23 protein-coding genes and 1 tRNA gene are annotated in these 22,243 nt (G+C 61.8%); 9 read left to right on the forward strand and 15 right to left on the reverse strand.

The genetic code is table 11. The features are described from left to right. Position 1: 1 nt before the first annotated feature. The 5 genes from FQ320_RS01850 to FQ320_RS01870 form a co-directional block, all read right to left on the reverse strand. Entirely contained in the window at positions 2–532 is a 531-nt protein-coding gene (locus tag FQ320_RS01850) for an NADH-quinone oxidoreductase subunit B family protein (RefSeq protein WP_148469425.1), read from the reverse strand. Further along, positions 523–888: an NADH-quinone oxidoreductase subunit A gene (locus FQ320_RS01855; protein WP_148469427.1), complete on the reverse strand. Its 366-nt coding sequence runs from the start codon at positions 886–888 to the stop codon at positions 523–525. The genes FQ320_RS01850 and FQ320_RS01855 overlap by 10 nt, the downstream gene beginning before the upstream one ends. Before the next feature lie 96 nt (positions 889–984). Next, positions 985–1,665, reverse strand: a complete 681-nt coding sequence (locus FQ320_RS01860) for a glutathione S-transferase family protein (protein WP_148469429.1) — start codon at positions 1,663–1,665, stop codon at positions 985–987. A 152-nt stretch (positions 1,666–1,817) separates the two neighbouring features. Next, positions 1,818–3,035, reverse strand: coding sequence for a DegT/DnrJ/EryC1/StrS aminotransferase family protein (locus tag FQ320_RS01865; protein WP_148469431.1), 1,218 nt, complete (start codon positions 3,033–3,035; stop codon positions 1,818–1,820). Next, positions 3,032–3,694, reverse strand: coding sequence for an HAD-IA family hydrolase (locus FQ320_RS01870; RefSeq protein ID WP_148469433.1), 663 nt, complete (start codon positions 3,692–3,694; stop codon positions 3,032–3,034). Before FQ320_RS01870 ends, FQ320_RS01865 begins: the two co-directional genes overlap by 4 nt. A gap of 122 nt (positions 3,695–3,816) precedes the next feature. On the opposite strand from FQ320_RS01870, the gene glmU reads away from it, so the two are divergent. From glmU to hisA, 4 genes are all read left to right on the forward strand, one after another. Continuing rightward, on the forward strand, positions 3,817–5,169 hold the full coding sequence (glmU, locus tag FQ320_RS01875) for a bifunctional UDP-N-acetylglucosamine diphosphorylase/glucosamine-1-phosphate N-acetyltransferase GlmU (RefSeq protein WP_148469435.1): 1,353 nt from the start codon (positions 3,817–3,819) through the stop codon (positions 5,167–5,169). Continuing rightward, positions 5,169–6,983, forward strand: coding sequence for a glutamine--fructose-6-phosphate transaminase (isomerizing) (gene glmS / locus FQ320_RS01880; protein ID WP_148469437.1), 1,815 nt, complete (start codon positions 5,169–5,171; stop codon positions 6,981–6,983). The genes glmU and glmS overlap by 1 nt, the downstream gene beginning before the upstream one ends. Beyond that, the gene (locus FQ320_RS01885; RefSeq protein WP_148469439.1) at positions 6,980–7,657 is read left to right on the forward strand and encodes a DNA alkylation repair protein; all 678 of its coding nucleotides are present in this window, start codon (positions 6,980–6,982) and stop codon (positions 7,655–7,657) included. The genes glmS and FQ320_RS01885 overlap by 4 nt, the downstream gene beginning before the upstream one ends. Positions 7,658–7,923: 266 nt before the next feature. Next, complete coding sequence (gene hisA / locus FQ320_RS01890; protein ID WP_148469441.1) at positions 7,924–8,643, forward strand: 1-(5-phosphoribosyl)-5-[(5-phosphoribosylamino)methylideneamino]imidazole-4-carboxamide isomerase; 720 nt, start codon at positions 7,924–7,926, stop codon at positions 8,641–8,643. Between the two features lie 25 nt (positions 8,644–8,668). Here the strand turns inward: hisA and FQ320_RS01895 are convergent, their stop codons facing one another. From FQ320_RS01895 to FQ320_RS01935, 9 genes are all read right to left on the reverse strand, one after another. Next, the gene (locus FQ320_RS01895; RefSeq protein WP_148469443.1) at positions 8,669–9,247 is read right to left on the reverse strand and encodes a peroxidase-related enzyme; all 579 of its coding nucleotides are present in this window, start codon (positions 9,245–9,247) and stop codon (positions 8,669–8,671) included. Then, positions 9,244–9,714 carry a hypothetical protein gene (locus FQ320_RS01900; RefSeq protein WP_148469445.1) on the reverse strand — a complete coding sequence of 157 codons (471 nt, stop codon included), beginning with the start codon at positions 9,712–9,714 and terminating at the stop codon, positions 9,244–9,246. Before FQ320_RS01900 ends, FQ320_RS01895 begins: the two co-directional genes overlap by 4 nt. Continuing rightward, complete coding sequence (locus tag FQ320_RS01905) at positions 9,711–9,920, reverse strand: hypothetical protein (RefSeq protein WP_148469447.1); 210 nt, start codon at positions 9,918–9,920, stop codon at positions 9,711–9,713. The genes FQ320_RS01900 and FQ320_RS01905 overlap by 4 nt, the downstream gene beginning before the upstream one ends. A 90-nt stretch (positions 9,921–10,010) precedes the next feature. Beyond that, positions 10,011–10,787 carry an SDR family oxidoreductase gene (locus tag FQ320_RS01910; protein ID WP_148469449.1) on the reverse strand — a complete coding sequence of 259 codons (777 nt, stop codon included), beginning with the start codon at positions 10,785–10,787 and terminating at the stop codon, positions 10,011–10,013. A 1-nt stretch (position 10,788) separates the two neighbouring features. Next, positions 10,789–12,993, reverse strand: coding sequence for a molybdopterin-dependent oxidoreductase (locus FQ320_RS01915; protein ID WP_148469451.1), 2,205 nt, complete (start codon positions 12,991–12,993; stop codon positions 10,789–10,791). Further along, positions 12,993–13,928: a dihydrodipicolinate synthase family protein gene (locus FQ320_RS01920; RefSeq protein ID WP_148469453.1), complete on the reverse strand. Its 936-nt coding sequence runs from the start codon at positions 13,926–13,928 to the stop codon at positions 12,993–12,995. Before FQ320_RS01920 ends, FQ320_RS01915 begins: the two co-directional genes overlap by 1 nt. Before the next feature lie 10 nt (positions 13,929–13,938). Next, complete coding sequence (locus FQ320_RS01925) at positions 13,939–15,228, reverse strand: TRAP transporter large permease (protein WP_148469455.1); 1,290 nt, start codon at positions 15,226–15,228, stop codon at positions 13,939–13,941. After that, complete coding sequence (locus FQ320_RS01930) at positions 15,225–15,719, reverse strand: TRAP transporter small permease (RefSeq protein ID WP_148469457.1); 495 nt, start codon at positions 15,717–15,719, stop codon at positions 15,225–15,227. Before FQ320_RS01930 ends, FQ320_RS01925 begins: the two co-directional genes overlap by 4 nt. Before the next feature lie 52 nt (positions 15,720–15,771). Then, positions 15,772–16,767 carry a TRAP transporter substrate-binding protein gene (locus tag FQ320_RS01935; RefSeq protein ID WP_148469459.1) on the reverse strand — a complete coding sequence of 332 codons (996 nt, stop codon included), beginning with the start codon at positions 16,765–16,767 and terminating at the stop codon, positions 15,772–15,774. Between the two features lie 109 nt (positions 16,768–16,876). On the opposite strand from FQ320_RS01935, the gene FQ320_RS01940 reads away from it, so the two are divergent. The 4 genes from FQ320_RS01940 (at position 16,877) to FQ320_RS01955 (ending at position 20,350) form a co-directional block, all read left to right on the forward strand. After that, positions 16,877–17,791, forward strand: coding sequence for a LysR substrate-binding domain-containing protein (locus FQ320_RS01940; RefSeq protein WP_148469461.1), 915 nt, complete (start codon positions 16,877–16,879; stop codon positions 17,789–17,791). A 197-nt stretch (positions 17,792–17,988) separates the two neighbouring features. Then, on the forward strand, positions 17,989–19,137 hold the full coding sequence (locus tag FQ320_RS01945) for a lytic murein transglycosylase (RefSeq protein ID WP_148469463.1): 1,149 nt from the start codon (positions 17,989–17,991) through the stop codon (positions 19,135–19,137). Positions 19,138–19,224: 87 nt separating this feature from the next. Then, positions 19,225–19,581: a tripartite tricarboxylate transporter permease gene (locus FQ320_RS01950; protein ID WP_148469465.1), complete on the forward strand. Its 357-nt coding sequence runs from the start codon at positions 19,225–19,227 to the stop codon at positions 19,579–19,581. Position 19,582: 1 nt separating this feature from the next. Further along, positions 19,583–20,350 (forward strand): HpcH/HpaI aldolase/citrate lyase family protein, encoded by a 768-nt coding sequence (locus FQ320_RS01955; RefSeq protein WP_187393738.1) that lies wholly within the window; start codon positions 19,583–19,585, stop codon positions 20,348–20,350. A gap of 275 nt (positions 20,351–20,625) precedes the next feature. Here the strand turns inward: FQ320_RS01955 and FQ320_RS01960 are convergent. Then, a tRNA-Gly gene (locus FQ320_RS01960) sits at positions 20,626–20,699 on the reverse strand. A gap of 894 nt (positions 20,700–21,593) precedes the next feature. Between FQ320_RS01960 and FQ320_RS01965 the strand changes: the two genes are divergently transcribed. Next, complete coding sequence (locus FQ320_RS01965; RefSeq protein WP_148469469.1) at positions 21,594–21,893, forward strand: WYL domain-containing protein; 300 nt, start codon at positions 21,594–21,596, stop codon at positions 21,891–21,893. The last annotated feature ends 350 nt before the right edge of the window (positions 21,894–22,243 follow it).

A 22,243-nucleotide genomic window follows, 5' to 3' on the forward strand; every position in this document is an offset into this window, starting at 1 on the left:
CCTACCTCGCGATCGTGCCGGTACGCCGGATCTTGCGTTGCAGTTGCAGGATTCCGTACAGCAGCGCCTCGGCCGTTGGCGGGCAACCGGGCACATAGATATCGACCGGAACGATCCGGTCACAGCCGCGCACGACGGAATAGCTGTAGTGATAATATCCGCCGCCGTTGGCGCAGGACCCCATCGAGATCACATAGCGCGGCTCGGGCATCTGGTCATAGACCTTGCGCAGCGCCGGAGCCATCTTGTTGGTCAGGGTGCCGGCGACGATCATCACGTCGGACTGCCGGGGCGATGCACGGGGCGCGATGCCGAATCGCTCGGCGTCATACCGGGGCATCGAGGTGTGCATCATTTCGACCGCACAACAGGCCAGCCCGAAGGTCATCCAGTGAAGCGAGCCGGTCCGCGCCCAGTTCACCAGACCCTCGGCGCTGGTGACAAGAAACCCCTTGTCCTGCAGCTCGCGGTTCAGCGTTCCGGTTGCGACTTCCGGATCGAAACCGGCAGTGTTGGTGCCCGTCATTGCCATTCCAGCGCCCCCTTCTTCCATTCATAGGCGAATCCGATGGTCAGAACGCCCAGGAACACCATCATCGACCAGAAGCCCACATCGCTCACGTCCTTGAACGCCACGGCCCAAGGGAACAGAAAGGCGATTTCAAGGTCGAAAATGATGAACAGGATCGCCACCAGATAGAACCGCACGTCGAATTTCATCCGCGCATCATCAAAGGCGTTGAATCCGCATTCATAGGCCGAAACCTTCTCGGGATCGGGATTGCGCACGGCAATCACCACCGCTGCAAGGATCAGGATCAGGCCAAGCGCGATGGCCAGAGCCAGAAAAATCAGGATCGGCAGGTATTCTCTCAGGAAATCGTCCACGTTCGCATCTCCTTTGTCCACGCCAGATGGAGCGGGACGGTGCTGCTTGTCTGTTTATGGCCGCGCCTTGGCAGGGTCAACCGGGGCGTCTGGTGATTACTGCGGGTCGGGCAGTGGCCAGACGGGATAAAAGTCGCGGGCAAACAGGAGTTCGGCACCCTCGGGGGGCAGCGAATTGCGAAATGCCGATCGGTCAGTGACCCGATCATACCAGTCGGTCAGCGAAGGATAATCATCGGTCCGCAAGAAATGCCGCGCCATATACACCGCCTGCCCGACGGCGATATCGGCGGCGGAAAAACCGCTGGTCAGCAGGTGATCGCGGTTTTCCACCGGAGTTGACAGGCGCGACTCGATGGCGTCGAAACACCGCGCAAGCCGCGCTGTTTCCAGCTTCATCACGATGGGCGAGCGCATTTCGTCTTCGTAGAGCATGATATGCTGCTGGGTCAGTGCTGCGGTGTGCTGGGTGACGGTTTCGGCAAAATTCAGCCAGACCAGAAAATCGGGACGATCGATTTCACCCGGCAGGCGGCCAAGACCGCGCTCGGGAAAACGTTCGCTCAGAATCTCGATGATCGCGCCGCTTTCCCACAGCACATCACCGTCGAGTTCAAGCGCGGGCACCCGACCCGCCGGATTGTAGGACAGGAATTCCGGTGTGCGCAGAGTCCGGTCGAAAGGATGGACACGCAGCGAAAATTCGACGTCCAGTTCGTGGAGCAGCCAGAGTACGCGCATGGATCGCGTCTGGTGACAGTGATGCAGGGTGATCATTTCGGTATCCCGGATTCGCCCTAAGGTGGGGTGTGGAGTATAGCGTCAGGTCTCAATGGACCAGCCCCTGTCCCGGTTCCGGTCGGCGGACAATCTCTGCCACAGGTGCGGCAGTGGCCAAAAATCAGGCCCGGCCAACGATTCCGACGCCATCAGGCCCGATCAGGCCCGGTGCGATCTGCGCCCGCAATGACTTCGGCGCGGATAATCCGCGCGATCTGGTCGCAATCCTCGGGCGAGAATGTCAGCGGCAGGCGCATGTCGATCAGCCCGGCCAGCACACGGTCGCTTTCTGGCATCGGATCGGATGCGGCATAGCGCCAGTGCCGATAGGTCGAGGTGAACCCCAAAGGATCCGGCGCGCCGAACCATTTCAGCTCGACCCCCCGTTCCCTGCAGCGCGCGACAAGGGCGGCAACCGCATCGCCGGGCCAGCCGGGCAACAGGAACTGGATCGACGAACCAACATAGCCCTCGGCCTTTGGGCGCTCGATCAACGACAGTCCGGGCACCCCGGCAAGCCCTTGATCAACGCGGGCATAGCGCAGATTCCACGCCGCGCATTGTTGCGGCAAGCGGGTCAGTTGGGGGCGCAGGATCGCTGCGCGCAGGTTGTCCATCCGTCCGGAAATGTTCGGCGTGTCATATTTCACCCGCTCGAAAACCTCAGGCGGCGGGGCCGCAGCGTGGCGTTCATATAACATGTACGACCCCGACAGCAGCACCGCCCGCGCCATCGTCTCGGCGTCATCTCCGATGAGAAACCCGCCCTCGCCCGCGTTCACATGTTTGTAGGTCTGCGCCGAAAAGCATCCCATGACGCCGAACCGCCCCGAGGGTATGCCGTTCCAGGTCGCACCCATGGTGTGGGCGCAATCCTCGATCACCGCGATTCCGGCGGCGTCGCAGATCGCCATCAGCCGGTCCATGTCGCAGATATGCCCGCGCATGTGCGACAGCAGCAAAACGCGCGCGCCGCATCCTGCCTTGGACTCCAGATCATCCAGATCGATGCGCAAGGCGTCGGTCACACCGACGAACACCGGCACCGCGCCGATGCTGGCAATCGCGCCCGGCACCGGGGCCAGCGTGAATGCGTTCGACAGCACCTTGTCGCCCGGCCCAACCCCCAGCGCCCGCAAAGCCGTCGCCATAGCATAGCCGCCCGACGCAACAGCCAGACAATAGCGCGCACCGGTCAGCGCCGCGAACTCCTGCTCCAGCAATGCAGTTTCGCCGAGTTCGCCGGGCACAAGATTGTACCGGTGCAACCGCCCATGGCGCAGCACGCCAAGCGCGGCTGTGATCGCGTCATCGGGAATTGGCTCTTGCTGGGTAAAGCTGCCGGTAAAGATCTCACCGCTCGTCATCCAATCAGCGCTCGCACCGCATCGCCCAGATCGTCGAAATGCGCCAGAAATCCGTCGGCCGTCATGCTCCGCACGGTTTCCCCATCGGGACCAAAGGTGACCAGAATGCAGGGCGCGCCCGCGTTGCGCGCCGTGGCCAGATCGGTCAGCGTGTCCCCGACCAACAGGGCCTGCGCCGGATCGCCGCCCGCCCGGCGCACCGCTTCATAAAACGGCTCGGGGTCGGGTTTTCTCACCGGCAGCGTATCGGCACCGATCAGCGATCCGAACCAGTCCCGCGCACCCAGCCGCGTCATCAGAGTTTCGGCCAGCCCCGCGGGTTTGTTGGTGCAGATACCCACGGCATAGCCAGTGTCCGACAGCCCCCTTACCGCCCGCTCGACTCCGGGATACAGTACCGTATGCGTGTCGATATTCTCACCGTAATGCGCCAGTAGCCGAGGATACTGCGCATCCACCACCGTCTCGTCTATTTCGCCGACACGCGAATACCCTAGGCGCAGCATCGCCCGCCCGCCCTTCAGCGCCGTGCCGGTGTCAGGCCCGGGAACCAGCAGATCACCATGCCCCAGATCGCGGAAACAGGCGTTCGCCGCTGCAATCAGATCGGCGCCGGTATCGGCCAATGTCCCGTCCAAATCGAATATGACCGTACGCATGAAGCCCCTTTCAGAGAGAAACATCGATTTTGTAACGCCGTGCAAGAATTATTGACCATGCTGCCCCTTGTCGACTGGCCACCAAGCGGTAAAACGGCGCAGGCAGAAAAGAAAGAGCTCTCATGCCAACACATCTCATCGTACTGGCCGCCGGACAGGGGTCGCGCATGTTGTCGGACCTGCCCAAAGTGCTTCACCGTTTGGGCGGAGCGCCATTGTTCGTCCATGCCCTGAACGCCGGCGCCGCGCTGGAGCCTGACCGCCGGGTGCTGGTCGTCGGCCACGGCGGTGATCTGGTGCGCCGCGCGGCGGCATATGACCCCGAAATCGCGGTGGCCGAACAGTCCGAACAGCTTGGCACCGCCCATGCGGTGCTTTGCGCGCGCGAGGCATTGGCGGACGCGGTGGGCGATGTCTTCGTTCTTTATGGCGACACCCCTTTTGTGACGGGTGAGACGCTGGAACGGATGGCCGCGGCGCGGGCAACCCATGATGTCGTCGTGTTGGGATTTCAGGCCGCCGACCCCGGCCGGTACGGTCGGTTGGTGATGGCGGGAGACACGCTGGAACGGATCGTCGAATTCAAGGACGCAACGGATGAAGAACGGTCGATAACCCTCTGCAATAGCGGCGTAGTCTGTGCCGACGCCTCTGTTCTGTTCGATATGCTTGATGCCGTGGGAAACGACAATGCCGCGGGCGAATATTATCTGACCGACATCGTCGGCATCGCTCGGGCCCGGGGGCTGAATGCGACGGCCGTCACCTGTGACGAAGCCGAAACTCTGGGCATTAATACCCGCGCCGAACTGGCCCGGGCAGAAGCGTTGTTTCAGGCCCGGATGCGCGCCGAAGCTCTTGACAACGGCGTGACCATGACCGCACCGGACACGGTATTTTTCAGCCATGACACGATGATCGGCCGTGATGCGGTGATCGAGGCCAACGTGATCTTCGGCCCCGGTGTCACAATTGAATCCGAGGCGCAGATCCGGTCCTTCTCGCACCTTGAGGGCTGCCATGTGGGCGCCCGCGCGGTTGTCGGGCCGTTTGCACGTCTGCGCATCGGCGCCGAACTGTCCAATGACGTCAAGGTCGGGAATTTCGTCGAGATCAAGAACGCGATGCTGGGCGATGGGGCCAAGGTGAACCACCTGTCCTATGTCGGCGACGCGGATATTGGCGATCACGCCAATCTGGGTGCGGGCACGGTAACCTGCAACTATGACGGCGTCTTCAAGCATCGCACGGTCATTGGCGCCCACGCCTTTATCGGCTCGAACACAATGTTGGTCGCCCCGGTGACAGTGGGGGCACACGCGATGACGGCCAGCGGTTCGGTTATAACGCAAGAGGTGCCCGAAGGCGCGCTCGGCATTGGCCGCGCCCGGCAGATGTTGATACCGGAATTTGCCACGCGAATGTTTGAAAAATTAAAGAAACTTAAGGCAAATGGCCAGAAGGCGGACGGATAATGTGCGGAATTGTCGGGGTGCTGGGCACCCACGAAGTGGCGCCGATCATCGTCGAAGCGTTGAAGCGGCTGGAATATCGCGGCTATGACAGCGCAGGAATAGCGACCGTCAGCGATGGCGTGCTGGACCGCCGCCGCGCGGTGGGCAAACTGGTAAACCTGTCCGATCATCTGGTGCACAATCCGCTGGCGGGAAAATCTGGCATCGGTCACACACGCTGGGCCACCCACGGCGGTCCGACGGTGGGCAATGCGCACCCGCATCAAGCCGGGCCGGTGGCGGTGGTACACAACGGAATTATTGAGAATTTCAAAGCCTTGCGGACCGAACTTGAGGTGGCAGGCTACGCATTCCAGAGCGAAACAGACACCGAGGTCATCGCGCTTTTGACCCGGAAACACATCGACGAAGGCCACGACCCGCGCGAGGCGACACGCCTGACGCTAGAGCGGCTTGAGGGCGCCTTTGCGCTCGCCTTTCTGTTTCAGGGCGAAGACGATCTGATGATCGCCGCACGCAAAGGATCACCGCTGGCCATCGGACATGGCGACGGCGAAATGTATGTTGGCAGCGATGCAATTGCACTGGCACCGATGACCAACCGCATCACCTATCTTGAAGAGGGCGATCGCGCGGTTCTGACCCGTGCCGGGGTGGAAATTTTCGATTCTGAAGGACGGCCCGCGATCCGCGCAATGAAAACGCTTGATGCGGATCAGACCCGGGTGGAAAAGGGCGGGCACCGGCACTGGATGGCGAAAGAGATCGCCGAACAGCCTGTCGTTCTGGCCGACGCCCTGACCCATTACGTCAGTGGAAACGACATTCAGATGCCAGCCGAACTCCCTGATTTCAAAGGGATTGACCGAATTATCATGGTCGCCTGCGGGACCGCCTTCTATGCCTGTCTGACCGCCAAATACTGGTTCGAGCAACTGGCGCGCATTCCTGTCGAAGTCGATGTGGCCTCTGAATTCCGGTACCGCGAACCGCCGATCACCGCCAATACGCTGGCGATTTTCGTCAGCCAGTCGGGCGAGACAGCCGATACGCTGGCCGCTCTGCGATATTGCCGCGACAAGGCAGCGATATTGGCGGTGGTCAACGTCCCCGAAAGCAGCATCGCCCGTGAAAGCGATGTCGCGCTGCCGATCATGGCCGGGCGCGAGATCGGCGTCGCCTCGACCAAGGCATTCACCTGTCAGCTGACCGTGCTGGCGCTGCTCGCGCTGCGGGCGGCGGGCGACCGCTCGACGCTGCCGCCTGAAACTCTGGCGACGCATCTCTCCGATTTACGCGGCCTGCCCGCGCTGATCAGTCAGGCGATGGCCTGCGAGCCGCACATCCGCGACATTGCCCGCAAACTCGCCGAAGCGCAGGATATCTTGTTTTTGGGGCGCGGCGCGATGTATCCCCTCGCGCTGGAAGGCGCTCTTAAACTGAAAGAAATCAGCTATATACACGCTGAAGGTTATGCATCAGGTGAACTGAAGCACGGACCAATTGCGCTGGTCGACAAACATGTGCCGATCATTGTTCTGGCACCCCGCGATTCACTGTTCGAAAAAACCGTCAGCAACATGCAAGAAGTGATGGCGCGGGCTGGCAAGGTGCTGCTGGTCACCGATTCCGCCGGTGCAGCCGAAGCGGCAAGCGGGACCTGGGAACTGATCACCATGCCCGCCGTGTCGTCGGTTTTCGCACCGATCCTCTATGCCATTCCAGCGCAACTGCTGGCCTATCACACCGCCATTGCCAAGGGCACTGATGTGGACCAGCCGCGCAACCTTGCGAAATCGGTGACGGTCGAATGACGCCCGATGCAGCTCTGGCGGCAATCGCCACCCATGCCCTGCCCGGAAAACCGGCTGAAATGGCGGCTTATCACAAGGCCGACCGGCCCTATCTGGGAACTGCGAATCCGGTGCTCGATGGTCTGACACGAGAATGGCGCGAGGCGCTGACGCTTGACGGGCGGCTGACCCTTGCCGCCGATCTGTGGGACAGCAACGTCCATGAAGGCCGGATTGCGGCGGCCAAACTTTTGACCCAGGCGCGGATCCGGCCCGATAATGAGACATGGGCGCTGATCGCGTCCTGGGTGCCCGGATTCGATGCCTGGGCGATTGCCGATCACGCGGCGATTGCCGGACAAAAGCGGCTGGTGGCCGATCCCGCCCGTCTGGATGAGGTCGAAACATGGACCGTCTCGGATCATATGTGGACCCGCCGGGCCGCGCTGGTGATGACGCTGCCATGGACGAAACAGAACCACCCGAAACCTCAGGAATCCGCGGCGCGGGAGCGAATTTTGGGTTGGGCAGCGCTTTATGCCGGTGATTCTGATCAATTCATCCAGAAAGCCGTGGCCTGGTGGTTGCGCGATCTGTCGCGCCACGATCCAGCCCGCACCCGCGCTTTCCTTGACGCCCATGGCGAGCGGATGAAGCCCTTTGCGCGGCGCGAGGCGGCGCAGCATCTGCCTTGAGCGCCCGGCGGTTGCTGCGGTCAAACCCCGTTCACTTTACCCGTTGCCACGTCTCTTTTGAGCACAAGCGGATCGGCCAATGCCATACCGGTGGTTGAAATCGCGATCGATGCCGCAAGGATCATTTGTTTCATCTCGGTCTCCTCCCCAGTATGCCTGAATTGCACACCCCAGTGGGCGAGCCGGCAACACTGACGCGGGGTCGCGGGGTTGAGCCCGCAGCGTCACCGGTGCAAAAGAGCGCAAACAACGAACGGAGCGTCGCGATGATCCTTTACCCCGCCATCGACCTGAAAGACGGCCAATGCGTGCGTCTGCTGAAAGGCGACATGGAGAAAGCCACAGTGTTCGGTGACGATCCCGCAGCGCAGGCAAGGGCGTTTCAGGATGCCGGGTGCCAGTGGTTGCATCTGGTTGATCTGAACGGCGCATTTGCCGGAGCTCCGGTCAATGGCGCGGCGGTGGATGCCATCCTCGCCGCGATCGATGTCCCGGCGCAACTCGGCGGCGGCATCCGCGATATGGCCACCATCGAATCCTGGCTAAACAAGGGGCTGGCGCGGGTCATTCTGGGCACCGTGGCGGTCGAAGATCCCGATCTTGTGCGCCGTGCGGCGCGCGCCTTCCCCGGGCAGGTGGCGGTGGGCATCGATGCGCGGGCCGGACGTGTGGCGACCAAGGGCTGGGCGACCGAAACCGATGTGATGGCAGGCGATCTGGCGTTGCGGTTTCAGGACGCCGGAGTGGCGGCGATCATCTATACCGACATCGACCGAGACGGCGCGATGCAGGGGCCGAACGTTACTGCAACCGCCGATCTGGCGCGCACCACCGATATTCCGGTGATCGCCAGCGGCGGCGTATCGTCGATGACCGATCTTGTGGCGCTGCGCGACACCGGGGTGATATCGGGCGCGATTTCAGGCCGCGCGCTGTATGATGGAGCCATCGATCTGAGCGAAGCGATCCGGCAACTGAACGTCTGACGCCCGCGCGCCATGGCATACGGGATCAGCCCCGGCGCACCGGATCTCCCAGCACATGCATCAACCGGTTCGCCCAGCCGAACAGCGCCGTGGACAGGATAAGGTCAAGGATTTCTGCGTCATCCAGACCGGCCTCGCGCAGGTTCTGCACGTCTTCGGCATCGGCGCGCGGCGGGGCGTCCGACAGGTGGCGGGCAAAATCGAAAATCGCCCGTTCGCGCGGAGCAAGATCGGCGTCAGCGCCCCGGGCAAAGATCGCGTCGACCACCTCGTCGCTCTTGCTTGCCTGAATATGGCGCGTTGCATGCATGGCAGCGCAATAAATACAGCGGTTCACCATCGACGCGCCGATTGCGCCCAATTCGCGGTCCGCACGGTTCAACCCTGCCGCGTCGTACATCACGGCGTTGAACAGCGGTGAGCGGACCTTCAGCGTTTCAACGTCATGGGCCAGCACCAGAACATATTCGCTGACTTTTGTGTTCGACGGCGTGACCTGCAACGCCTCAAGCTGCGCCGCACTCGCATCCTCAAGCCGCACAGGGGTGACGCGGGGGCGCCAATGGGGCACCGTCTTGGTGAACTTTTTCAAAACCTCGCTCATAGAGCACCTGTCAACAGACGCAGCCCGGCCACAAGCCGCAGCTGATAGGCGAGAAATGCGTTCAGCTCGGACAGGCGCACGATATCGGCATCGTCGATCCCGGCCTGCAAAAGCCGTGCGATATCACCGGCCTCCATGTCGCGTGGATCGCGGGCCATGGCATCCATGAACCGCAGTGCGGCGCGGGTCCGCTTATCTTCGCCCTGCCATCCGGGATCGGCCATGGGTGCCGCGTCTACAGCCCCGCCATAGTGATCGGCCAGCGCGGTATCGTCGTTCAGCCGGGCAATCCGCGCCGCCATGGCGGCCCTTTGGGCATGGGACCAACCCCCGGGATCGTCGGGCCGCAGAACCGCGTCTTCGGCCTGTTGCGTCAGATCGAGGATATTTGCGCGCATTTCCAAAGCGGCAACCAGAGGGGGCGCAGCATTTGCGGCACCCGAGAGGGCAAATGCAGTATTGGTCATGGGGCGGGCTCCTTTTGAGCAGGGGCAGCGGGCAATGGCGTGACCAGCCATTCATCGCCGCTCAGTTCGGGTTGGTCATAGGCGCGCAGGCCCGGCCAATCCGCATCGTGAGCCGTTCCGTCGGCAAACCCGAGACAGGCAAGGTCATCGGCCCACCGCCGCTCAAGCGCGATCAGCCCTTCGGCAGGCTGCCTGTATTGCGTCAAGCTATGCTTCCTTTCCGTTCCGCACTGCGCATCGGTCTAGCCGGAGATCATGTTGCGCGAAATCTGTTGAAGAACCCTTAGCATCCGCGATCAATATGTTCCGGGATAGCTGCCGCCGTCGATCAGCAGGTTCTGTCCCGTGACGAATCCGGCGTGCTGACTGCACAAAAAGGCGAAATAAGCGCCGATTTCTTCGGTCCGGCCATAACGCCCGGCGGGGTTCCCATCTGCACGGGCCTGCCAGACTTGGTCGAAGGTCTGATCGGGCCGCAGCATCCCGGCGATATGTTCACGCTGACCGTCGGAATCGAAGATCCCCGGCAGCAGGTTGTTGATCGTGACACCATGGGCAATCGTCTGACGCGCAATCCCTGCGGTGAACCCCACAAGCCCTGATCGCGCTCCATTGGACAACCCGAGTTCGGGCTGCGCGATCTTGACGCTGCGCGACGCGATATTGACGATCCGGCCCCATTTGCGTTGCATCATGCCGTCCACGACCTCGCGCATCATCAGAATCGGCGGCAACATCATCTGATTGAGGGCGGCCATCCAGATCTCTTCGTCCCAGTCGCGGAAATTGCCCGGTGCGGCACCCCCCGCATTGTTCAGCAGGATATCGGGGTCGGAACAGGCCGCCAGCGCGGCGGCGCGGCCCTCAGCCGTGGTGATATCGGCGGCAACGGCGGTGACCGATGCGCCGGTTTCATCGCGGATCGCCTGCGCGGTCGTCTCAAGCGTTTCAACGGTGCGCGCAACGATGGTCACCGCCACACCTTCGCGGGCCAATGCGGTGGCACAGGCGCGGCCCATCCCCTTGCTCGCGCCGGTCAGCAATGCGCGTTTGCCGGTCAGTCCCAGATCCATATCATTCCCTTTCCAAAGTCACCAAAGTGCTGAGCGCAGCACAGCCCTGAGCCAAGGCCGAGGTCTGCCGCCACGCGGTCAACACGTTCGGGTTGCCGTTAAGTTCGGTGCCATCCGCACCCGGGTGAAACCATGCGCCGGTCGCCATGATCAGCACACCGGACCGGACCCCCGGATCGATCTGCGCAAGGGCGCGGCAGCGGCCACGGGCGTTCAACAGGATCACCGGATCACCCTCGGCGATCCCTCGACCAGTCGCATCGGCAGAATTGATCCGCACCGGTTCGGGGCGCCGGTCGGCGACCTGCCACAGCTGACTGTGCAACTGGCGCGCAGGTTGGGTGGTGACCAGATGCAATTCGCCCGGCGCGGCGGTTCCCAACCATTCATCGGGCGGCAACCAAGCCGGGTGGCCCGGGCAATCGGCATATCCGAATCCCGCCACGGTTTCCGAATACAGTTCGATCCGTCCCGAAGGCGTGGCCAGCCGATGGGCGTCGGGATCGTCGCGGAAATCCTGCAACAGAACCTCGGCGCGTCTGTCGGGCGGCACCGGCCAGGGGCCATGGGCGACGAGGGTGTCATAATCCGGCACCCCGACGCCTTCGGCCCGCCCCCGTGCCATGCTGCGCCCCCACAAATGGCGCAGCCATGCGGCCTCGTCGCGGCCTTCGTCAAAGGCGGCGCGACATCCCAGCCGGTCAGCCAGCGCGCAGAACGTGTCGAAATCATTGCGCGCCTGCCCCACCGGCTCGATCACCTTGGGCACAGGAAACACCCACAAATCGCGGGATGATCCGCCGATGTCTGCCCGCTCCACCGTCGTGGTGGAGGGGAACACGATATCGGCGCGCAACGCGGTCGGCGTCCACCACGGCTCGTTCACAATCACCGTTTCGGGACGTTGCCACGCCTGTTCCAGCGCGTTCAGATCCTGTGCGTGGTGAAATGGATTGCCCCCCGCCCACCAGACCAGCCTGATATCGGGCGCGGTGACCTTGGTGCCATTGAAATCAAATACCCGCCCGGGATGCGCCAAAGCCTCAGCAAAGCAGGCGACCGGGAGCGATTGCGTAACCGGATTAGGCAGCGAAGGCATCATCGGCACGTACCCACGCCGCCCCGTCGCCCCGACCCCGTTCATCGAGCCATAGCCAAAACAGAACCCGCCCCCCGGCAGACCGATCTGCCCCAGCATCGCCGCCAGTGCGATCAGCGCCCAAAACGGCTGCTCCCCATGATCGCCGCGCTGCAACGACCAGCTTGCCGTCAGCATCACGCGACCGGTGGCGATACTGTCCCACAGAGCGTGCAGTTCGGCGACCGGTACATCCGCAAGGGCAGCGGCCCAGTCGAGCGTTTTTACCGTGCCGTCATTGCCGTTCAGATAGGCGATGAACTGGTCCGCGCCCGTGGTGAACCGGTTCAGGAACCCGCGATCGGCCCGGCCCGTCGCCACAGCGCGGTGACACAGGGCAAGCATGATCGCCGTATCACTGCCCGGGCGGGCGCTGATACGGGTCGTGTCGATGCCCGGCGGGCAATCGTCGGCCAGCGGCGAAACGACGGTAAACCGCACGCCCCGCGCCGCCGCCTTTTGAATCGTTTCCGGTATGCGGTACGATCCTGCCCCGCCCGACGTCACACGCCAGTTCTTGGCGTTCAGCCCACCAAAGGCGACCACCTGATCGGCATGGTCGGCCACTGTCGCCCAATCCGTCGCAGCCTGGGACACCGCGCTGTCATCGCCCAGAACATGGGGCAGCAGGAATTGCGCCGCCGCCCAGGAATAGTTTCCCGCCACATCGGTAAACCCGCCCGCCGCCGCCAGAAACCGGCGGACCTGCGTGCGCGCATGGTGGAACCGGCCCGCGCTGGACCAGCCATAGCTGCCGCCAAACACCGATGCGGGCCCGTGTTCGTGGTGAACCCGCGCCAGTTCGCCCGCCGCAAGGTCCAGCGCGGTGTCCCAATCAACCGGTTCGAAATCATCATCGCCGCGCCGCCCGGTGCCGTCACGCCAGCCGCGCCGGACATGGGGCTGGGTGATCCTTGTATCGGAATAGACCAGATCCGGCCATTTGCCGATCATCACCGGGTCGGCTCCGCTGTTGTTCCACGGAAGCGCGGCAACAAGGCGGCCGTTTTCCACGACCGCCTCGAACGCGCCCCAATGGCACAGGGAAACGGGCCGACCCGGCGCCATCACTCGGCGGCGAGCGAAGGTCGGCTCAGGCCATACTTGTCCGCCAGTCCCAGTTTATCGAACGCCGCCAGCCCCTGTGCCAGCACGACGGGCGATGCCGGTTGCAAAGGTTTGCGCAGCGGCCCCGAAGGCAGCCCCACTGCCCGCATCAGCGTCTTGATCGACACCGGGTTCACCGCAGCATAGGCGAAATGCAGCATATCAAGGTTGTCGAGCCATGCCGCGCGGTGGTTGAACGCATCATCGCCGGTTTCCCACGGCTTGGAGATCACGGCCATTTCACGCGGGATGATATTGCCGGTCATGTTTGCCGTGCCATGTCCGCCCAAAGCCATCGTCGGTACCACAAGGCCAAGGTTGGGCGAGCAGCAGCACATGATCGACATATCCGGCTTGGCGGCGCAAACCTGTGCCACCTGCCCCACGCGTGTCGTGCTTTCCTTCAGCACCACCATATTGTCGTGTTTCGCCAGTTTCAGCAGATCGTCCCAATGCAGATCGGTGCTGACCCGTGGCGGGTTGTTATAGAACCCCATGGCAAAATCGCAGGAATCCAGAACCTCGCTTGCATAGGCCGTGATCGCCGGGCGGTCGGCGCAGATATAGGCGGGTGCGGCGATGATCGCGCCGTCGGCCCCTTCACCCTTGGCATAGCGGACATAGTCGATGGTGGTTTCGGTGTTGTTGCCGGTGCAGCCGTAATACATCAACATTTTGCCCGGCTTCATCTTGGCCGTCTGGGAAATGATCGCCCGCCGCTCATCATGGGACAGCATCGACACTTCGCCGGTCGACCCCATGATCAGCACCGCCTCGGTGCCGTTCTCTGCGTGCCAGTTCAGCAGGGTGCGAAACCCCTCGAAATCCACGCTGCCATCTTCGTTCATCGGCGTGACAAGGGCGACGAACGATCCCTTCGGTTTGATATGTGTCATGGAACCCTCCTCAGAATAATTGCGGAACAAGAAGTTTTGGCAGCCACAGCATGATGCCCGGCACCCAGAGCGACAGCACACCAACCGAGACCGTCAGTGCACAGATCGGCGCCGCCGCCCACATCGCGCGGCCCAGTGGCACATCACCGATGCGCGCCGCGATCAGCAAACAGATACCGTAGGGCGGCGTTATAAGGCCAACCGACAGGATAACCGTGGAGAGAACGCCCAGATGCACCGGGTCCATCCCGGCGGTCGTGCCCAGCCCCTGAATGATCGGCAGAAAGATCAGCGTGGCGGAAATCGGGTTCAGCACCATGCCGACCAGCAGCAGAAAGCCCATCAGCAACAGCATGATGCCATAGCGGTTGGCGGTGACGCCAAGGATGAAATCCACCACGATCTGCGCGGCGCCCAGATAGGCGATCATCCAGCCAAAGATCCCCGCCGAGGCGACCGTGAACATCGGTATGGCGAAATCCACCACCGCGGCCTGAAGAACTGCTGGCAACATCCGCACCGGGATGTCGCGATAGACCACGAATGTCAGGAACAACGCCCAGAGAACGGCAATGATCCCGCCTTCGGTCGGCGTGAAGAACCCGCCGACGATCCCTCCCAGCACCAGCACCGGAATCATCAACGGTGCCGAGCCACGGGCGACTGCGACGGTCATTCCGCGCACACCGGGAAACGGGTTGGCCGGGTATCCGTGGCGCAATGCCAGCACATAGGTATAGCCCATCATGAACAGCGCGACACAGATGCCGGGCCCCACTCCGCCCAGAAACAGCGCGCCGATGCTGACGTTGCCGAAGGCGCCATAGACGATCAGGATGATTGATGGCGGAATGATCACGCCGAGGGTCGAACTGGCGGCGGTCAACGCGACGGTAAAGGCCGGATCGTATCCCGCCTTCTTCATCGCCGGAATAAGGATGCTGCCGACACTGGCCGTGTCCGCTGCCGCCGAGCCCGACAGCGACGCGAAAATCATCGACACAAAGACGTTCACATGACCCAAGCCGCCGCGCACATGGCCCACCGTCGCATCGGCCACGGCCAACAGCCGCGTGGTGATCGACCCGGCGTTCAGGATACGCCCCAACAGCATGAAGAACGGCACGGCCAGCAGGGTAAAACTGTCGATCCCGGCATACATCTGATTGACCACACTGGTCAGCGGCAGATCCTCCATCACGATCACGACGGACGATGAAAGGATCAGCGCAAACCCGATGTTCACCCGCAAGGCGATCAGCACAAAGAAACTGCCCAAAAGAACAACCAGCGGGTTCACTGCGAACGCTCCTGCGATGTATCGGGCGGGGTTCCGCGCCATTCCTTCATCGCGATTTCCACCAGAAAGAGCCCCATCATCACCCCGCTCAGCGGAATCGGCAGGTACAGCCACATGCGCGATATCCCGATGCTTTGAATTTCACCGCGCGCCCGCGCCATGGTCAGCGCCCAGCCGTTGAAGATCAGGATCCAGACGACGGCAGCACCGGCCAGAACCCCGAACCAAGTCACCGCGCGACCAAGCATCCCATCGCCTTCGGGCAGGATATCGACAAAGTAATGCGCCCCCTGCCGCAGCCCGACAGCGGCACCGATAAAGATCAGCCACGAGAACAGCAGCTGCGCCATGTCGCTGGTCCACAACAGCGGAATATGCAGCACATTGCGCGCAATAACCTGAAGCGCAACCGAGACGATCAGACCAAGGAACAGCACGCCGAGCACGGTTTCGACACCCCGCATCAGCCCATGACAGATTTTTGAGTACATAATCCCTGGATCCGGTTGCGGCCCCGGCCCACAGGGGCCGGGAACTGTGGGATCACTTACCCTTCAACAGCTTGTATTCAGGCTCAAGGCTCAGACGGGCGGCAAGGTCCATCTGGATCGGCTCCAATCTGGCAATAAAGGCAGCCTTGTCGGGCTGGGACACCGTCACACCATGGTCGGTCTTCAGGGTTTCAACCAGATTGGCGTCGTATCCCTTGGCCTTTTGCGTGCCCAGTTCGTTGGCGGCAGCAGCGGTTTCGACCACCAGCTTTTGCAAGTCCTCGGGCAGTTTGTCGAATGTCCGCTGGGAAATCGAGGTGTGGGTGATCTGGATCTGATGCTCGGTCAGGGAAAGGTTCGGCGCGACCTCATAAAGCTTGGAACCGGAATATCCGGGCAGCGAGCTTTCCATTGCGTCGGCCACACCGGTCTGCATGGCAGCGTAAAGTTCGCCCCAGGCGACCGAAACCGGCAACATGCCCAAAGCCGCCCAGGTTTCGGAGTCCATCGGCGATTGCGTCGTGCGCATCTTCAGCCCCGCCAGATCGTCAGGCGTCGTAACCGAGACATTGACCGAAGACAGATTGCGCGCGCCGGAGGCGCCCAGAGCCAGCAACTTGACCCCCGTACCCCGGTCGATGAAGGCGTTGGCGAAATGGTCAAAAGCGGGGGTGCCGACCGCCAGTTTTGCCATCGCGTCGTCCATGCTCTCGAAAAGATAGGGCATGGTGAAGATCGACAGTTCCGGCACTTCGCCCGCAGCATTGGATGCGGTCGAAATCATCATGTCGATGGTGCCAAGCCCGACTTCGCCGATCACTGCAGGATCCTGTCCCAACTGGCCCGAGTCGAAAACCGTGACGGCGATCGCGCCATCAGACTTTGTTTCCAGTTCCTCTTTTACGAAGACCGCCATGTCATTGTACGGATGCGGCGACTGCACCAGCGTGTGAATGCGCAGGTTGTAATCTGCCGCCCAGGCGCCGGATGCGGCGAGCATCGCGGTGGACAGGGACAGGGCGAAAGCGGAACGACGGGACAGGTGCATGGGTAGACCTCCAATGTGTGACCGGTTCGACGGTATTGGGACTCGCCACTGTGATAAAATCAAATAGAATTCCCGGGGGTGTCCATACGTTTTTGGTATAGGGTCGGTTATGAAAGAGCGTCAGGTCAACGCGTTTCGCCATGTCATGCGGCTTGGATCGGTCACGGCGGCGGCGCGCGCTTTGTCGGTCAGTCAGCCCGCCGTCAGCCGTCTGATTGCCGATCTTGAGGCGGATCTGGGGTTCGCCCTGTTCGAGCGACGGGCGGGCAAGCTGTTCCCCACGCCCGAGGCGCGCGGCCTGGCCGGTGAGGTGGAGCGGATGTTCCACGGCATGGCCCGGCTGGAACGGTTCGCCCGGGATTTGCGCGGCATGCGGCAGGGGGTGCTGTCGGTGGCCACCCTGCCCATGGTCAGCCTTCATGTCCTGCCCCGGGCACTGGCCCGCTTTCTTGGTGAATACAGTGGCTTGCGGGTCACTCATAATGTTCACACCTCGCCCCGCGTGGCCGATCTGGTGGCCGCGGGTCAGGCCGATATCGGTGTGGCGCAGATTGCCGTCGGGCGCAGGGATGTCAGGCGCATCGCGTCCTGGCGCACAGCCTGTGTCGTTGCGCTGCCTTTTGGGCATCCTCTGGCCCGGCACAGCGTGCTGACGCCCCGCGATCTTGATGGGGTGGCGATGGTCGCGCTGGCCCATCAAAGCGTGACGGCAGGATATGTAAGCGAGCGCTTTGCCGCCGCAGGGGTATCGCCGGATATCGTGGTGGAAAGTCAGCCGTCCTATTCCGCCTGTGCGCTGGTCGCTCAGGGGTTGGGCGCGGCCATTGTCGACCCGTTCACGCCGCGACTTTTCGGTCCAACCACTTTGACAACCGTTCCGTTCGCGCCCGAAATTCCGTTCGATCTGCATCTTCTGGGGCACGGCGAACACCCGCTTTCCCGCCCGGCCGCCGCCTTCTGTGCCACCCTGACGGCGGAGTTGGAGGCGACACCGGGCGCGCACCGTCTGCCCGATGGGTTCTAGGGTGAGGTGACATTACTTGAAAAAACGCTCAGAACCGACAAACGCTCGGACCGAAAAAGCACCCGAACTTCCAGCGCGTTTTGATGCCGTTCAAAGTCGCCCCTGCTCTCGGCAATCTGCCGCCAACACCCGTTGCGCGCGCTTGGCGATCCGTTAGGGTACCGCCCAACAACAAACACGAACAATCGGGTGAGCAGATGCAGACAAACAGGCGGGTCTTTGCCTTTGGGGCCCTTGCAACACTTCTTTCAGGGTGCAGCAGCGGCGCAGCACGGTTTTCCGCCACTCCCTCGACGCGGGCCGAAACGGTATTTCGCGCCGTTCCGAATACAGGTTGGGATTCCTGGGTTTCAGGGTTCAAGGCGCGCGCGGCATCGCAGGGGATCAACTCGGGCACGATCCAGCGCGCCTTTGTCGGTGCCGGTTTCCTGCCCGACGTGATCGATCGTGACCAGAACCAGACCGAATTCAAACGCAGTCTGGAAGATTACCTTGGCATCGCGGCCAGTGATGAGCGGGTGTCCAAGGGGCGCGCCGCCTATGCCCGTCACAAGGGCACACTGGACGCGATTCAACGGCAATACGGGGTCGAGGGCCATGTGGTCGCCGCTGTCTGGGGGCTTGAGAGCTTTTTCGGCGAACGGCGCGGCACCGTGCCGGTGGTCAGCGCGCTCTCCACGCTGGCCTTTGACGGCCGGCGCGGCGCGTTTTTCGAAAGCCAGCTGATCGCGGCGCTGAAGATCCTGCAAAATGGCGACACCACCCCGGCCAATATGACCGGAAGCTGGGCGGGCGCCATGGGGCACACCCAGTTCATTCCCACGTCATACCTTGCCTATGCCGTTGATTTTACCGGTGACGGACGGCGCGACATCTGGGCCGACGATCCGTCCGACGCTTTGGCCAGCACCGCCGCCTATCTGAAACGCTCGGGTTGGGTCAGCGGGCAATCCTGGGGCGGCGAGGTCGGATCCCCCGGCGCGCAAGTTGGCGGGCGGCAGTTGCAGCCCCAACCCGGTGGGCCAGTCTTTGTCGTGGGGCGGAATTTCGATGTGATCAAACGCTATAACAACTCGGACAGCTATGCGATCGGGGTCGGGCATCTGTCGGATCGCATCCTTGGGCGCGGGCCGATTCAGGGCGCGTTTCCGCCCGATGCAAATGGTCTGACCAAGGTCGACCGCCAAAGATTGCAAAGCCGCCTGACGGCGTCAGGGTTCGACACCGACGGCACCGATGGGGTGATCGGCCCGAAAAGCACCGCTGCGATCACCGCTTTTCAGGCGTCTCGCGGATTGGCAGCCACCGGCACACCCTCGCCCGCGCTGTTGGCCATGTTGGGGTAAGCCCCGGACGAAGCCCCTGAACGGCGGCGCGGGTGCCTCTGCCGCGTCGCCCGCCTGAGACGTGATTGTTCCGATGGTGCAGCTGAGGTGCTCCGTCTCGTGTTCCACTGGGAGATGCCGGTGATCCTGATCTTCTGTATCATCGGTTCCTTTACCGTCGACACCACGGCGTTCTCCGTTTGGGTCATGTTGGTTCTGGGGCTGCTTGCCTGTTTCATGGAGGAAAACGAAATCCTCAACGCCCCGGCGATCCTTAGCGGATTGGGCAAGGCGATCGAAAAGAACTTTTTAAACATGATGACAAAGACACAGGGCGATTTTCCGGGACTTTTTGACCGCCCGGTCGCCGCGGTTCTGGGTATCGCCACACCGGCGCTCTGGACCTATCTGATCTCGGGGTCGCTGTGGCGGTCCCCGAAAACACCCGAAAATGCAGGAGCATAACGTGAGCAACGCCTTGAAGAACCGGATCGTGGCCGGACAGAAAACCCGCGCGCTTTGGCTTGAAACCGGGTCGCCCGACATGGCCGAGGCGGCGGTGTATTCCGGGTTTCGCCACGTCTTGATCGACAACGAACACGGACCGGCGGGCAATGAGACGACGGCGCATATGCTGCGCGCGATCAATGCTGCTGGCGGGCATGCCATGGTGCGGGTGCCGGGCCACGATCCCTTGGTGATCAAGCGCACGATGGAACTGGGGCTTGAATCCATCATGATCCCGTCGATCCACACCGCCGAAGACGCCGGCGCGGCAGTGGCCGCCTGCCGCTACCCCCCCCACGGGCTGCGGGGCTTTGCGGGCGAAATCCGTGCCAGCCGCTATGGCACCGACAGCGCCTACCCCGGGGCGGCCAAGGACCGGTTGTTCCTGATGCTGCAGATCGAATCCATCGAGGGCGTGAACAACGCCGAAGAAATCGCCAAGGTCGAAGGCATCGACATGATTTTCATCGGTCCCTACGACCTGTCCGGCACCCATGGCGTGCTGGGCGAAACCAACCACCCGGATGTGGAGAAATCTATCGCTCATGTCATCGGCGTGGCACAGGCGGCGGGGCTGCCTTTGGGCACCGTACCAAGGGCGGGCAAAGACGTTCATGCGTTGATGGCGGGCCCGTTTGATCTGGTCATCTCGGAATCCGAAATTGGCCATGCGATTGCGGCGATGCGCACCGATGCCAAAGGGATGGAGCCCGGCTGGTTGGGCTGACCCTGCATCCAAATTTCGCGGTGTTAGACCGGATTGCCGGTTAATACTCGCATCTCTGGATACAAAAACCATCCTCTCGCCATGAGAGTGGTCGGAAGACGAGGATCGGCATGACCCGGGTATGTGATGCGCGAACGGCAGGATATCGTTTATCGCGAAATACCAGCGCCCGGCGCATCGCGACCTCCCGGAGAACAGGCTCCGGACCAGGCCGACCGGTGCGCGGTGCTGCATCCCGATCAGGTGATGTTGTTCCGGTTTTTAGCACTGAAAGCTGGAGCGGGTGAAGGGAATCGAACCCTCGTCACTTGCTTGGGAAGCAAAAGCTCTACCATTGAGCTACACCCGCGACAGGAACCTCATACCACCGCTTCTCGACGAGTTTCAAGCTGATCTCGATGGGCCAAAGCGACACTTTTGTGCGGGAGGTTGGGTTGGCAGGACGCATGTCCGGACGAAAGATATGCAGGGCAGAGGCCGAGGGTGCCCCTGATCGCCATCGCACCGAATCCGTGCGCATGTTGCAGAAATATGGAACGCCGATGGCGAAATACCCGTATGTCATGGGTTTATGGTGGGTCGTGACGGGCTCGAACCGCCGAAATTTTCGGTGTAAACGAAGTGCAATCAAACCTATCCACCTGTTTCTCCGTGATCATTTGTTCCCACAGCAAGCGTGAACAAAGCGGGACAATTTGTGAACAAACAGGGAGTTTGGGAACGGCTGGGACATCACCCTGCCCGTCGAAACAACCCGCAACGATCGGTAACAATGACCCGGTGCGACTCATCGGCCCCATATCCACCGCTCGACCGCTTTGAAAAGACCGTATCGGCCAGCGTCATCGATCTCCGCTTGATCCAGTAACGGCGGAAATATTTCGCGCTTGCAGCTTGACCCCCCTTCACTACGAAGTCGGGAGATCGAGCTTGCCGTTTCGTTGGTTGATCTGCCACTCATGTCGCCACCTTTCCGTGTGGACTGATTGCCAAATGCAGGGCAATCATGACGACACTTGGACGATGGATCTCGCCATCATGTCTCGGCGGAAACTGTCTTATTCTTGGCATTGCATGAGCGGCGTTTAGCCACATGTTTTGCCTCGCTTCTGCCCAATATCCCCCCACGGAAAGCGAACTGATGTGCCCGGCGCCATGGAAAGAGCGATGGGAAGCCTTACATGGCCGGCGAAGGGCCTGAGAATGGATAAGGCAGTCCCTGCATCACTTGACGGAGTGCGACATGGAAGAGTTGATTTGCAAAGCCATTCAGCGACGCACGCGGATCTCCTTCATGTATAAAGGCGTGCGTCGTGAAGTTGAGCCTCACCTGCTGGGATACGACTTTAGAGGCAAACTGACGCTCAGCGCGTGGCAGCTCCAAGGAAACAGTGAAGAAGGTTTTCGCAATTTTCATATCTCTGAGATAGCCGGGATTGCCAGAGGCCTGATCGGGTTCCCAAGACCGAGACCAGGTTACAACCCGAATGATCAAACGATCCCGCAGGTTGTTTGCCGTCTCGGACTTCACCAAGTCACTTAGACGCGCCCGCTGAGAAGGTTGGCGTCGGCGGCGTTCTGTTCCATTGCATACCGGTAGCGACCCACGGGCTCCGTGCCCCACCGACTCAATTGTCCGACCAGGTGCACAACAGGCACGAAACCACCTCACCCACGCCGCAGAGACCGAAAAGCGCATTCATGCCGCGTTTTGGATGATGGTTGATCGTGCGACAAAGCAGTGGCACTGTTGTAGGTAATCTGGGCTCTGTTGATGGCGTGGATGCCCCTCCCGACGGCATCGCAATGTGCCATTGTGGTGAGTGTTAAAGCCATCACAAAAGGAAGGAGCATCCATGTCCGAAGTTACTATTATCGGTGTCGACTTGGCAA

The organism is Oceaniovalibus sp. ACAM 378 (assembly GCF_008085915.1).
In the GTDB taxonomy this organism is placed as follows: Bacteria; Pseudomonadota; Alphaproteobacteria; order Rhodobacterales; family Rhodobacteraceae; genus Oceaniglobus.